The organism is Photobacterium sp. GB-210, from assembly GCF_003026075.1.
In the GTDB taxonomy this organism is placed as follows: Bacteria; Pseudomonadota; Gammaproteobacteria; order Enterobacterales; family Vibrionaceae; genus Photobacterium.
Genome location: NZ_PYNU01000014.1, coordinates 55,505 through 68,310, shown reverse-complemented (window position 1 = coordinate 68,310; position 12,806 = coordinate 55,505). Strand labels below are relative to the sequence as shown.

Below are 12,806 nucleotides of genomic sequence, written 5' to 3'. Positions count from 1 at the left end.
ATAGTTTAAAAAAATGTGATATTAATCACATCGACCTTAAATGATAGAATGATGATTCGCTGGCAACTGGCGGTTATTCATCATTGTACTAATTTGAGGTAATAGTTTAAGGATGAATCACACAGAATTGTCGCATTACCTGACTTGGCATTATCTTTACCAAGGGTATTAAAAGTGTTACATTGATCACGTTTTTGCTCATATTTAACACAGCTCAAATGATCCTAAGGGTGATATTTGGGGTGCTTCAACTCTGTTAGCTCTTGGAAGAGTAATTTGCAAAATTATATTAAGACGCTGAAAGGCAGGCTAGATTCATTGACTGAGCTTCGTATTGAACGAGCACGGTTAGCGATGAATGCTCAATCAGTACAAGTATTTGACTTGTTGCCTGTCTTACTTCATTACAATCACCCTGCTTTACCGGGTTATCTTGACCAACCGGTAGCTCAAGGGATCGCGAAATTTGTTGTGACTGATGTCCAGCAACAATTCGTTGATGATTGCGCCCATTCTGCCGAACTCTCGGTCGATCCCCTATTGCTTGAGATAAATGACTGCCCAATCACTGGCTTGTATGCCATGGGAAGTACCTCATCAATGGGACAAAGCCTAACCAGTGATCTTGATATTTGGGTTTGTATCCGAACTTCATTGACACCAGCAGAACGTAGTGCACTTGACAGCAAGTGTAGCCTTGTGTCGCAGTGGGCAATGGAGCAAGGGGTTGAAGCGAATTTCTTTCTTATTGATGAGAATCGATTCCGTCATAACTTCTCTGAAGCGATGACCGGTGAAAACTGTGGTTCTAGCCAGCATTTATTATTATTAGATGAATTCTATCGCTCTGCCGTTTGTTTGGCAGGGTTGCCATTATTGTGGTTTATGGTGCCGCCAGAAATGGAAGAGTGCTATGACCAATATATGGCGTACTTAATTGATGAAGATTACATTAATCTTGATGAGTGGATTGATTTTGGTGGTCTAACGCGTATTCCTGCCGAAGAGTATTTTGGTTCAAGTTTATGGCAGTTATATAAAAGTATCGACTCACCGTATAAGTCAGTGCTCAAAGCCATTTTGCTGGAAGCTTACTCATGGGAATACCCGCATACTCAACTTTTAAGCCTTGATGGTAAGCGTCGCTTCTTTGCTGAAGACCGCAGTGAATACTGTATGGATGCGTACTATTTAATGTTGGAAAAAGTCACGCGCTATCTTGAGCGAATTGATGATCATCGTCGTCTTGATTTAGTGCGTCGTTGCTTCTATTTAAAAACCCATGAAAAGTTATCTCGTGAACCAAGTGCCGGCTCTGTGCCTTGGCGTCGTCGTGTTCTCAAGCACTTAACTGAGCAGTGGCAATGGACAGACTCGGTGATTAATGAACTTGATCATCGTCGTGATTGGAAAGTGACACAAGTTAAAGAGGCACATAACGAATTATTAGATGCGTTAATGCTAAGTTATCGTAACTTAATCCGTTTTGCGCGTCGTAATAATATTACCTCTGCGATCAGTCCTGAAGATATCAGTATTTTGGCGCGTAAGTTATATGCGGCATTTGAGGTACTTCCAGGTAAAGTCACTTTACTTAATCCACAGATCTCACCGGATTTACATGAAGAAGATATCACCTTTATTCAGGTGCCTGAGGGGCGTACGAATGCTGCTGGTTGGTATCTTTATAAACAGCCCATCGATCCCTTGTTAATTATGGGACAACCGGCTCTTGAGCATAACCGTTACTTATCTAAGTTAGTCGCTTGGAGCTATTTTAATGGTTTATTAACGGAATCAACGCACCTTCATACCGTGGTACGTGATGCAGATTTTGATTTAGATAAGCTCTATCAGTTGGTGAGTGATATTCGAAATACCTTCCCAATTCGCCGTCCGAATCCAAGTTTACAAGCGTTATCGAGCCCGTGTGAGATTCGTCAGTTAGGGTTATTCATTAATTTAGAAAATGACCCAACCAATGAGCTGAAAAACCGCTCGGTACGGTTTGATTTTAAAACTACCGATATTTTCAGTTATGGCCCAGAACAGAAATGTTTAGTTGGCAGCGTCGATCTGATTTATCGCAACTCGTGGAATGAAGTGCGCACGCTTAACTTTAGCGGCGATAATGCCATGTTAGATGCACTGAAAACCATGCTTGGGAAGATGCACCATGATGCGATCCCACCTGAAGCGGTTGATGTATTCTGTTATAGCAAGCACATGCGTGGTTTGATCCGTAATTTAGTATATCAGTTAGTGGCTGAATGTATTGAAATGCGCTTAAAACCGGTTGAAGAAGAAAAGCGTCGTCGATTTAAAGCGATCCGCATTGCAGAAGAAACCTTTGGCTTATTCTTTGAGCGTCGTGGTGTTTCTGTTCAACGGTTAGAAAACCCAGTTGATTTCTACAGTTGCATTTCATCGAATAAAGTCAGTGAAGTGCCTCATGTTGTGATGGGTAAAATGGACGAACCTCATCCTCCACAAATAGTGGATGCTTATGCGAGTGAAGGTTTGATCCAGTTCTTCTTTGAAGATTGTGAGCAGGGCTACAACATCTATATCTTAGATGAAACCAACCAGATGGAAGTGTACCGTCAATGTAGTGGTAATAAAGATGAGATGGTACATGGGGTTAATCGTTTTTACACTTCGGCGCAAGACCGTTTTAGTGCGACTAACTTCATTAACTTTAATTTACCCCAGTTCTACGATATCGTGCATTGCGACAACGGTAAATTACAAGTATTGCCATTTAAGAGTGGTCAAATGCCGCGTCCAAAGCCCGATGTCGATCCCAATTCAACTGGGATGCTTAACAGTTAATACCGTGTATTGACATGACAATAAAAAGCCTTCAGATGTGAAGGCTTTTTTTATCGGTAGTTCATGACAATAAATATCTTATTTACCATTCAACCGCTTCACCAGCATGAAGGCTGCATTCTTTTTTAAGCAGTGAAAATAGCTCTTCATCACTGCGGGTACAACGCCATTCCGTGCCATTATATTTGAAATGATAACCGCCTGATTTTGAAGCTAACCAGAGTTCATGTAATGGCTCTTGGCGGTTAATTACGATCTGGCTGCGGTTAGCAAACTCGAGTGTTAATACATTACCCGTTGTCTCTGGCTCAATGTCGGCACCGGATTCATCGATACCTTCTTCGATTTGCATAAGTGCTAAATCAGCTAATTGGTGAAATTCAGTGTCATTCATCTTATTGTGTCCTATTGCTTTTCCTGTTCTTGGTGCGATTATAGAGGGCATTGGTTTGATAATCACTGGCTTTGAATTATGCGTAAAGGTTTATTAGCAATTTTTGTGTTAGCGACCCTAACATTAGCGGGATGTGGACAGAGTGGTGCTCTCTACATGCCAAAAGATGCACCACAGCAAGAGCAAGCAAAGTAAAAAATAAATAAACACTGAGTTAAACAGTGTCGCCATTGAAAGCAGCTACTTAACAGGGAAGAAAAACATTGGATTACTTTAACTACCAGCAAAATAATCAATTATGGGCTGAAAATGTGCCATTAGCACAATTGGCTGAGCAATACGGTACACCTTTGTATGTGTATTCACGTGCAACGTTAGAGCGCCACTGGAAAGCATTTGATGAGGCGGTTGCGACGCACCCTCATTTAATTTGTTATGCCGTTAAAGCGAATTCTAACCTTGGGGTATTAAATGTTCTTGCTCGTCTTGGCTCTGGCTTTGATATTGTGTCACAAGGTGAATTAGAGCGTGTGATTGCCGCTGGTGGTGATCCGGCAAAAGTGGTGTTCTCAGGTGTCGGTAAAACGGCGGCTGAAATGCAGCGTGCACTAGAGCTTGGGATCAAATGCTTCAATGTTGAGTCTGAACCTGAATTAGAGCGTCTAAATAGCGTTGCTGAAGAGCTAGGCGTTACAGCGCCTATTTCATTGCGTATTAACCCTGATGTTGATGCGAAAACGCATCCTTACATCTCAACAGGATTACGTGATAATAAGTTCGGTATTGTGTTTGATCGCGCGGTGGAAGTGTATCGCCTAGCGCATAGCCTGCCACATTTACAGGTTGTTGGTATGGATTGTCATATCGGCTCTCAGTTAACTGATATTACTCCATTTATTGATGCTACCGATCGTTTATTGGCGTTGGTTGATGAGTTAAAAGCCGAAGGCATTCATATTCAGCACCTTGATTTAGGCGGTGGTCTAGGGGTGACTTACAATGATGAGCAACCACCACAACCTGCAGATTATGCTTCGGCATTACTCGCCCGATTAGAAAACTATCCTGATTTGGAGCTGATTTTTGAGCCAGGACGCGCTATTGCTGCGAATGCGGGTGTATTACTGACAAAAGTTGAGTTTCTAAAGCATACTGAACATAAAAACTTCGCCATTGTTGATGCGGCAATGAATGATTTAATTCGTCCGACGTTATATTCAGCGTGGCAAGACATTGTGCCGGTTAGCCCGCGTCAGGGTGAAGCGCATGTCTACGATTTAGTTGGACCTATTTGTGAAACCGGTGACTTTATCGGTAAAGATCGCAGTTTATGTTTAGCGCAAGGTGATTTATTAGCAGTTCGTTCAGCAGGCGCTTATGGCTTTGTGATGGCATCGAATTACAATACCCGTGCTCGTGCGGCTGAAATTATGGTCGACGGTGAACAGGCTCATGTTGTTCGTGAGCGTGAAACGCTAGCGCAACTGTGGCAACTAGAACAGATTATTCAGTAATCATGGCTGCGATGAAATGAAAAAAATTAAGGAACATCATGCAGATTAACTTTTCCAAAATGCATGGGTTAGGCAATGACTTTGTTGTTGTTGACTGCGTGACACAAAATGTATTTTTTTCACCTGATGCGATCCGCCGTTTGGCGGATCGACATCGTGGTATCGGCTTTGACCAACTGTTAGTGGTTGAACCGCCTTATGATCCTGAAACGGATTTTCATTACCGTATTTTTAATGCTGATGGTAGTGAAGTCGAACAATGTGGTAACGGTGCCCGTTGTTTTGCCCGTTTTGTTTCAATGAAAGGGTTAACCAATAAATACCATATTTCGGTGAGTACAAAAGCAGGGAAAATGTTGCTGAAACTTGAAAATGATAATCAGGTGACAGTGAATATGGGCGTGCCGATCTTTGAACCGAGCAAGATCCCGATGAAAGCTAAACAGGCTGAAAAAACCTATATTTTACGTGCAGGTGAGCACACGCTTTTCTGTGGCGCGGCAAGTATGGGGAATCCGCACTGTGTAACGATGGTTGATGATGTTGATACTGCCGATGTCGATACATTAGGCCCGTTATTAGAATCCCATGAACGTTTTCCTGAGCGTGTTAATGCTGGCTTTATGCAAGTGCTTGATCGCAATAACGTGCGTTTGCGCGTTTATGAGCGTGGTGCGGGTGAAACGCAAGCTTGTGGTAGCGGTGCCTGTGCGGCGGTTGCGATTGGGCGAGTGCAAGGTTTGCTGGATGAAAATGTAAAAGTTTCTCTACCTGGTGGTGATTTATATATTCGTTGGGCGGGGGAAGGTAAACCATTATTTATGACCGGCCCTGCCGCTCACGTTTTTGACGGACAATTTATTCAATGACAACACATTCTCAGCAAACTTGTTCATCAGGGGATGACTTGAATGAGGTGCTGAATGAGCAAGCAGTTGTAACTTACTTGCGCAATAATCCCACTTTTTTTTCACGTCAATCGGAGTGGTTGAGTGACGTGCGGATCCCTCATCAAGAGCGTGGTACTATCTCTTTGGTTGATATTCAATTAGAGAGACTACGACTACGGATCGCCGAGCTTGAGCAACAACATGCCACGTTACTCGCCAATGCAACCAAAAGTGGTGAGTTATCGGTCTTGTTCTCTAATGCTCAAGTACAATTATTACAATGCCATAATATTTATCAGGTACTGACGATTATTGATGCCTTAGCGGCGCAATTGGATCTTTCCGTTTGTCTTCGTTTGTTTGATAGCGAAGACAAGTTGTTATACCTCGAACGTCGTCAATTTAACGATTTTTATCGTTCTCGTTTAACTCAAGATCGTCCGTACTTAGGTCGTCTACGTCGCCCTGAAGCTGAATTGTTATATACCCATCCGCCACAGCTAGGATCATTTATTGTGTTGCCATTAGGTCGTTCGGCAGCCAATGGTGTATTGAGTTTTGCGAGCGCAGATGGTGGACACTTCCAACCAGAAATGGACACCTTGTTTGTTGAGCAGTTAGCGACAACCATTAGTTACTTGATAGAGCATTGGCAATATACCCGTGAGGTTATTGACTAATATGTTGCCCCGCAGCTTGGAACAACCACTTGAACGTTTCTATGAATATTTACGTAGTGAACGTGAGCTAAGCTTACATACTCAGCAAAACTATAAGCGTCAGTTAACTCGTGTTGCAGAACAATTGGTAGAATTGAGCGTCGATAATTGGCAGCAAGTGGATGCTGGTTGGGTACGTCAAATCGCCAGTAAAGGGATGCGAGATGGCTTAAAGGCGAGTAGCCTTGCGATGCGCTTATCAGCCTTGCGAAGCTTTTTTGATTTTTTAGTCCATCAAAATGTTTTAAAAGCCAACCCAGCAAAAGGCGTTGCGGCGCCACGAAAAGCACGTCCATTACCCAAGAATTTGGATGTGGATGAAATGAATCAATTGCTGGATGTTAACGATGATGATCCATTAGCAATTCGTGATCGCGCAATGATGGAGTTGATGTATGGTGCAGGGTTACGTTTAGCCGAGTTGGTTGGTATTGATGTGCGTCATATCAGTTTAAGCAAAGGCGACTTACGGGTAATTGGTAAGGGCGATAAAGAAAGGGTGGTTCCTTTCTCTGGCCTTGCTCGTGAATGGGTAGCGAAATGGCTGAAGTTGCGTGACAATATTGCTCAAGCAGAAGAGCCTGCACTGTTTGTGTCTAAATTAGGCACGCGTATTTCGACTCGAAATGTGCAGAAAAGAATGGCGGAATGGGGACAAAAACAGGCAGTATCAAGCCACATTAACCCCCATAAACTACGTCACAGTTTTGCGACACATATGTTGGAATCGAGCGGCGATTTACGTGCAGTACAAGAGCTTTTAGGTCACGCAAATTTATCGACAACCCAAATCTATACTCATTTGGATTTTCAGCATTTAGCGAAAGTGTATGATGAAGCACATCCTCGTGCTAAGCGTAATAAATAACATTGACTGCTACGTATCAATACAGAGAAATTATGCATTTTTACCGCCAATTAACGCCAATTAGTGCCTTAACTTTTGATCTTGACGATACCTTATACGATAACCGTCCGGTGATTGTTCGTGCTGAACAAGCAATGCTTGACTGGTTAACGCAGATCTTACCGTCACGTATCATAATTGATAAAACCGTTTGGTCATCGCTTAAATCGCAATTAGCGATGCTAGATCCAATGCTCAAACATGATGTCAGTTTGTGGCGATATGAAACCATTAAAATAGGTTTAATGCAGCTAGGGTTTCGTCTATCAGAGGCAGAAATTTTAGCGCAGCAGGGATTAGATACTGTACTGGCTGTTCGCAACCAAGTCGATGTTCCTGCAGAAACGCATCGAGTATTACAACAATTAAGTGACCATTTTCCGCTAGTCGGGCTAACAAATGGTAATGTTGATGCAGAAAAAATTGGCTTAGCGCCATATTTTGTCGAGGTGTTTCAAGCGGGCAAAGATGGTTTAGCAAAACCTGAGGCAGATTTATTTAACCTTGCGGTTAATACCCTAAATGTACCAGCCGCGACAATCTTACATGTTGGTGATCATCTTATTACCGATGTAAAAGGCGCGAAACAGCATGGCTTTCAAGCGTGTTGGTTTAACGATCAAAAAAAATTGATTCAGCAGCAATCGCAAGCGTTGATCTTACCCGATGTAGAAATTACGCAATTGGCGCAGCTGCTTGAGATTGTCGGATTAGAGCAGTAAAAAAAAGCGACCATGGGTCGCTTTTTTATTGCGTATAGCATATTAAAACACGATCGATATTTAGAAAGAATGGTGAAGGTGGCCACGATTAAATAAGTGATCAAAAGAGAGACTTCCCGCCCCCCAGATCACATTGGTGAGTAGCATCATTCCCCACAGTTGGTGATCATAAAATCCTTTTTCCCAAAGTGCGGGATAGGAAATGACTGCCATGACGTTAAATCCAAAAAGTACGAATGCCATCGGGCGAGTAAATAGCCCCAGCGTGAGAAAAATAGGGATAAAAACTTCAACCGCAGTACCAATATATGCCGCCCAGAGCCATGGTAATAAGGGTACATGATACTCGTATTCAAAAAGGTATAAGGTGCTGTCCCAGCTTGAGTATTTGATCATGCCAGATTGAAAAAATACCCATGCAACCCAGAGACGAGTAAAGAGCAGCACAAGTGGGATAAAAGGGGTCGTTAGCCGTGAGAAAAAAGGGTCGATACTGCGAATAAAACTATCCATCGTTTGCCTCCACGATATCGTCGGTGAGTTGATATTCAAATAATAAAGGTAGTTGTTCAAGCATCTGTGGCGAGGCTTGTTGAAGTGATTTTTGTTGTTGGCAGTGAATGATTAACGCCCTGAGATCTGAAGAGACGACCTGCATTAATATTTCGTTGCCACGTAATTGAATAACCACGGTTTGTGGCTGATCGATATCAAGTGCTGCCAATGGATCATCAGCGCTAGAAAACGCTGATGCGTGATGGTTGAGTCTTTCACCCTCTACAATATGCCACAAATCTCCGACACTATACTGGCTGGTCAAAACATAGGTTGCCGCAGGAATATGAAAATAGCTTTGTCCAAAGGCATCGGCATTTTCTGAATTTTGAAGGTGTTGTAATTTTTCAAATGGAAAACCGTGTTGTTGTGATGGCATGCGGCTGACAATATCTCGGTACCATTCGAGTTGAGCGAGATCCGATAAATACGGTAAGGCTTTGTTGATGGTTTCATTATTTGCAATGGTGCGATGAAACCCTTCACCGTAATGGCTCACATCGCCTTGGGTTAAGGGAGAATGCAGTATGTGTAATCGCGCCAGTTGAACAAAACAGTCATGGCCGATCATCGCTAGGACTGCGGGATACGTTGCCGAAAGAATATCGGTTAAACTCAAAATAAAATTATTTCGATAAATTTGTAGGTGTTGCTCGGCACTAAAGGTGGTGGCTTTTATCGTTGTAGATGCATGACTGTGTTTGTATTGCAGCGCATCGGAAAAGGCGCTTTGGAGCTGGTGCAGTTCATTGTTGACGGCATATTTCATGGTGATGTTCTCGTTGAAGGAACGCGTTCGCTTTAGCCGCTTCAGCAAGGAGTATCTCTAATGATGGTAATTCTGCATCCCACTCTATTAAGGTTGGAGTATGCTTACCATTTTGCTGTATCCATTGACGATAAAGTTGCCATACAGGCTCACTTACCGGCTTACTATGGGTATCAATCCATATTTCCCCTTCAGGGAATTGTTTCACCGTAAAGCCTGCAAGGTGGATCTCTTTTACCGTATCGGGATTGATGGCATCTAAATAAGTTTGGCAATCAAACTGATGGTTAAAGCTATTGACGTAAAGATTGTTTAAATCTAATAACAAGCCACATCCTGTGCGTTGTTGAACGGCAGTTAGAAACTCCCATTCCGGTATAACGGAGTGCTTAAAACTGAGATAGCTCGATGGGTTTTCAATTAATAATTGTCTGTTGAGGTAATCTTGCACTTGTTCGACATGCGTACAGAAAACATCAAGCGCTTGCTCGGTATAAGGTAGAGGCAGTAAATCGTTAAAGTATTGACCGTTAACTGAACTCCAACTGAGGTGATCTGAAACCGCAAAAGGATTAACAACGTCAATGAGTTGTTTCAGTTGCTTTAAATGCTCACGGTTAATTGGATCGGCTGAGCCAAGGGATAACCCAATACCATGGCAACTCATCGGGTAATGCTCGATGATGGCTAACAGTTGTTGATATTGAGGCGTATAGCGGTTGAAATAGTTTTCACTGTGAATTTCAAGCCAGCCAATATCCGGACGTTGCGCGATAATCGGTTGGTGATGAGGTGAGCGTAAACCCACCCCAACCATATCCGTTAATAATGGATAGCTCATTATGCGGACTCTGTTGAACCACCATGAAGGCGATCGCAAAGCCCTTTAGGCATCGCAATGAAGGCATCTTTTTGACCATCTTCTTTCGCTGAGCCTGCACATGATGTGGTTTTCGTTGCGCAGTCATTTTTTCCTGCTTTCGCCACCCCATAACATTTTTCTTTTGCTTCGCCAGCAACGGCAGAAGTTGAGGCTATTGTACCTGCTAATGCGATAAGACCTGTCATGGCTGATGCGAGTGCAAGCTTGTTTACGTTGTTCATGATGAAACCCTCATTGAGATATAACTTAGTTGGCTGATTTTTATGTGGCGTTAATACGCTCTGTTTAATAGGAAAGGGGATGGCTGATATTTATTGCGAAAAAAAATGATTAAAATTAAAACAATTTTCTGCACCAAGGAAAGATGAAGATATCGAGGCAATCTTTTTTCGTGCTGTTATAATCATCACCATTGTATAAATAACCAGTAGATAGCGATGGACGTTTCACTCCTATTAGACGGGCTCAATGATAAACAAAGAGAAGCGGTGGCAGCGCCGTTGGGTAACCACCTCGTACTGGCTGGCGCCGGTAGTGGTAAGACACGAGTGCTGGTTCATCGCATTGCTTGGTTGTTATCGGTAGAGCAAGCATCACCGTATTCGATTATGTCGGTGACCTTTACCAACAAAGCGGCCGCAGAAATGCGTGGGCGTATTAATGAGTTAATGCACGGCTCAAGTGCGGGGATGTGGAATGGTACGTTCCACGGACTATGTCACCGCATGCTACGTGCTCATTACCTTGATGCGCGTTTGCCGGAAGATTTTAATATTTTAGATTCTGATGATCAGATGCGTTTATTGCGTCGCTTGATCAAAGCGCAGAATCTAGATGAAAAGCATTGGCCCGCTCGTCAGGCTGCTTGGTATATCAATGCCAAGAAAGATGAAGGCTTACGTCCTAAACACGTTGAAACCTATAGCGATCCTGTAGAGCAAACTTGGCTGCGTATTTACACCGCTTACCAAGAAGCGTGCGATCGTGCGGGTATGGTCGATTTTGCTGAACTATTGCTGCGATCTTACGAGTTATTGCGCGATAACAAGCATATCCGTGAACATTACCAAGCACGCTTTAAGCACATTCTGGTTGACGAGTTCCAAGATACCAACAGCATTCAGTTTGCGTGGTTACGCTTAATGGCGGGACCTGATTGCCATGTGATGATCGTAGGTGATGACGACCAGTCTATTTATGGTTGGCGTGGGGCAAAAATTGAAAATATTCAGCGTTTCTTAAATGAATTTAAAGATGCGTCGTCGATTTTCCTTGAACAAAACTACCGTTCGACCGGCAATATTCTAAATGCTGCCAATGAGTTGATTGCCAATAACAACGAACGTATGGGCAAGAAACTTTGGACTGACGGTGGTGAAGGTGAGCCGATTTCGCTCTATTCTGCGTTTAACGAACTCGATGAAGCGCGTTTTGCGGTGGGGAAAATCAAAGAATGGCGCGATCAAGGTGGCAGCCTCAACGAAACGGCTTTCTTGTACCGTAGTAACGCCCAATCACGGGTATTAGAAGAAGCATTAATTCAAGCTGGACTGCCGTACCGTATCTACGGTGGTATGCGATTCTTCGAACGCCAAGAGATCAAAGATGCGTTGTCTTACATGCGTTTAATCTCCAATCGTAATGATGATGCCTCGTTTGAGCGTGTGGTAAATACCCCGACGCGTGGTTTGGGCGATCGCACGTTAGAGACGATTCGTTTAGCTGCTCGCGATCGTGGTTTAACCATGTGGCAATCGAGTATTGCCTTGCTTGAAGAGCAAGTTTTAGCAGGTCGTGCGGCGAATTCATTACGCCGTTTTATCGAGCTGATTAATGCGCTTGAAGACGATACCGCTGACTTGCCAATGTATCAGCAGACTGATGAAGTCATTCGACATTCCGGTTTACGTGCAATGTACGAGCAAGAAAAAGGCGAAAAAGCCCAAGCGCGTATTGAAAACTTAGAAGAATTGGTCACAGCAACTCGCCAGTTTGAAATCCCAGAAGAAGCAGAAAGCATGACGCCACTGGCGGCCTTCTTAGCCCATGCGGCATTAGAAGCCGGTGATGGTCAGGCGGATGACTTTGAAGATGCGGTGCAGTTGATGACGATGCACAGTGCTAAAGGTCTAGAATTCCCAGTAGTATTTATGGTGGGTGTAGAAGAGGGGATGTTCCCTAGCTCACGTACCACAGAGGAAGTGGGACGTTTAGAAGAAGAGCGTCGTTTGTGTTACGTGGGGATGACCCGTGCAATGCAAAAACTGTATATCACGTATGCTGAAATGCGTCGTTTATACGGTAAAGATAACTTCCACAAACCTTCACGCTTTATCCGCGAAATTCCCGACCAGTTCGTCGAAGAAGTCCGCATGAAAGCGCAAGTGTCACGTCCGGCAAGCAGTGGTCGTTTTAGCCAAACACAGGTGAATAACAACTTTAATGAGACAGGTTTTAACCTAGGTCAGCGTGTTGAACATCCAAAATTTGGTGAAGGCACCATCATTAACTTTGAAGGCAGTGGCGCACAAAGCCGTGTGCAGGTGGCGTTTAATGGTGAAGGCATTAAGTGGTTGGTGACTCAGTACGCCAAGCTTACACCAATGTAATAGTATGCGTTT

The 12,806-nt window shown here is 43.4% G+C and carries 13 protein-coding genes; 8 read left to right on the top strand and 5 right to left on the bottom strand.

Annotation, left to right across the window (positions count from 1 at the left end; translation table 11 throughout):
- The first annotated feature begins 276 nt into the window (after positions 1–276).
- Complete coding sequence (locus tag C9J38_RS15145; RefSeq protein ID WP_107207811.1) at positions 277–2,832, top strand: class I adenylate cyclase; 2,556 nt, start codon at positions 277–279, stop codon at positions 2,830–2,832.
- Positions 2,833–2,914: 82 nt separating this feature from the next.
- Here the strand turns inward: C9J38_RS15145 and cyaY are convergent, their stop codons facing one another.
- Complete coding sequence (gene cyaY, locus C9J38_RS15140; protein WP_005372465.1) at positions 2,915–3,226, bottom strand: iron donor protein CyaY; 312 nt, start codon at positions 3,224–3,226, stop codon at positions 2,915–2,917.
- A gap of 78 nt (positions 3,227–3,304) precedes the next feature.
- Between cyaY and C9J38_RS15135 the strand changes: the two genes are divergently transcribed.
- The 6 genes from C9J38_RS15135 to yigB all read left to right on the top strand — a co-directional run bounded on the left by C9J38_RS15135 (position 3,305) and on the right by yigB (position 7,978).
- The gene (locus tag C9J38_RS15135) at positions 3,305–3,421 is read left to right on the top strand and encodes a lipoprotein (protein ID WP_107207810.1); all 117 of its coding nucleotides are present in this window, start codon (positions 3,305–3,307) and stop codon (positions 3,419–3,421) included.
- A gap of 68 nt (positions 3,422–3,489) precedes the next feature.
- Positions 3,490–4,740 (top strand): diaminopimelate decarboxylase, encoded by a 1,251-nt coding sequence (gene lysA / locus C9J38_RS15130; RefSeq protein WP_107207809.1) that lies wholly within the window; start codon positions 3,490–3,492, stop codon positions 4,738–4,740.
- A gap of 38 nt (positions 4,741–4,778) precedes the next feature.
- Positions 4,779–5,609 carry a diaminopimelate epimerase gene (gene dapF / locus C9J38_RS15125; protein WP_107207808.1) on the top strand — a complete coding sequence of 277 codons (831 nt, stop codon included), beginning with the start codon at positions 4,779–4,781 and terminating at the stop codon, positions 5,607–5,609.
- Positions 5,606–6,310: a DUF484 family protein gene (locus C9J38_RS15120; RefSeq protein WP_107207807.1), complete on the top strand. Its 705-nt coding sequence runs from the start codon at positions 5,606–5,608 to the stop codon at positions 6,308–6,310. The genes dapF and C9J38_RS15120 overlap by 4 nt, the downstream gene beginning before the upstream one ends.
- Before the next feature lies 1 nt (position 6,311).
- A complete protein-coding gene (gene xerC / locus C9J38_RS15115; RefSeq protein ID WP_045128846.1) occupies positions 6,312–7,217 on the top strand; it encodes a tyrosine recombinase XerC in 906 nt (301 codons plus the stop codon).
- Between the two features lie 32 nt (positions 7,218–7,249).
- The gene (gene yigB, locus C9J38_RS15110) at positions 7,250–7,978 is read left to right on the top strand and encodes a 5-amino-6-(5-phospho-D-ribitylamino)uracil phosphatase YigB (protein WP_107207806.1); all 729 of its coding nucleotides are present in this window, start codon (positions 7,250–7,252) and stop codon (positions 7,976–7,978) included.
- A 60-nt stretch (positions 7,979–8,038) separates the two neighbouring features.
- Here the strand turns inward: yigB and C9J38_RS15105 are convergent, their stop codons facing one another.
- The 4 genes from C9J38_RS15105 to C9J38_RS15090 are packed head-to-tail and all read right to left on the bottom strand — an operon-like array spanning position 8,039 to position 10,406.
- Positions 8,039–8,491 carry a DoxX family protein gene (locus C9J38_RS15105; protein WP_107207805.1) on the bottom strand — a complete coding sequence of 151 codons (453 nt, stop codon included), beginning with the start codon at positions 8,489–8,491 and terminating at the stop codon, positions 8,039–8,041.
- Entirely contained in the window at positions 8,484–9,302 is an 819-nt protein-coding gene (locus tag C9J38_RS15100; protein WP_107207804.1) for a DNA-binding domain-containing protein, read from the bottom strand. Before C9J38_RS15100 ends, C9J38_RS15105 begins: the two co-directional genes overlap by 8 nt.
- On the bottom strand, positions 9,280–10,143 hold the full coding sequence (locus tag C9J38_RS15095) for a DUF692 domain-containing protein (protein ID WP_107207803.1): 864 nt from the start codon (positions 10,141–10,143) through the stop codon (positions 9,280–9,282). The genes C9J38_RS15100 and C9J38_RS15095 overlap by 23 nt, the downstream gene beginning before the upstream one ends.
- Positions 10,143–10,406 (bottom strand): DUF2282 domain-containing protein, encoded by a 264-nt coding sequence (locus tag C9J38_RS15090; RefSeq protein ID WP_107207802.1) that lies wholly within the window; start codon positions 10,404–10,406, stop codon positions 10,143–10,145. Before C9J38_RS15090 ends, C9J38_RS15095 begins: the two co-directional genes overlap by 1 nt.
- Before the next feature lie 216 nt (positions 10,407–10,622).
- Between C9J38_RS15090 and uvrD the strand changes: the two genes are divergently transcribed.
- The gene (uvrD, locus tag C9J38_RS15085) at positions 10,623–12,794 is read left to right on the top strand and encodes a DNA helicase II (protein WP_107207801.1); all 2,172 of its coding nucleotides are present in this window, start codon (positions 10,623–10,625) and stop codon (positions 12,792–12,794) included.
- Positions 12,795–12,806: the final 12 nt, after the last annotated feature.

Coding starts and splice junctions, on each gene's coding strand:
- cyaY (WP_005372465.1), bottom strand. CDS start 3,226: ATGAATGACACTGAATTTCACCAATTAGCTGATTTAGCACTTATGCAA.
- C9J38_RS15135 (WP_107207810.1), top strand. CDS start 3,305: ATGCGTAAAGGTTTATTAGCAATTTTTGTGTTAGCGACCCTAACATTA.
- dapF (WP_107207808.1), top strand. CDS start 4,779: ATGCAGATTAACTTTTCCAAAATGCATGGGTTAGGCAATGACTTTGTT.
- C9J38_RS15120 (WP_107207807.1), top strand. CDS start 5,606: ATGACAACACATTCTCAGCAAACTTGTTCATCAGGGGATGACTTGAAT.
- xerC (WP_045128846.1), top strand. CDS start 6,312: ATGTTGCCCCGCAGCTTGGAACAACCACTTGAACGTTTCTATGAATAT.
- yigB (WP_107207806.1), top strand. CDS start 7,250: ATGCATTTTTACCGCCAATTAACGCCAATTAGTGCCTTAACTTTTGAT.
- C9J38_RS15105 (WP_107207805.1), bottom strand. CDS start 8,491: ATGGATAGTTTTATTCGCAGTATCGACCCTTTTTTCTCACGGCTAACG.
- C9J38_RS15100 (WP_107207804.1), bottom strand. CDS start 9,302: ATGAAATATGCCGTCAACAATGAACTGCACCAGCTCCAAAGCGCCTTT.
- C9J38_RS15095 (WP_107207803.1), bottom strand. CDS start 10,143: ATGAGCTATCCATTATTAACGGATATGGTTGGGGTGGGTTTACGCTCA.
- C9J38_RS15090 (WP_107207802.1), bottom strand. CDS start 10,406: ATGAACAACGTAAACAAGCTTGCACTCGCATCAGCCATGACAGGTCTT.
- uvrD (WP_107207801.1), top strand. CDS start 10,623: ATGGACGTTTCACTCCTATTAGACGGGCTCAATGATAAACAAAGAGAA.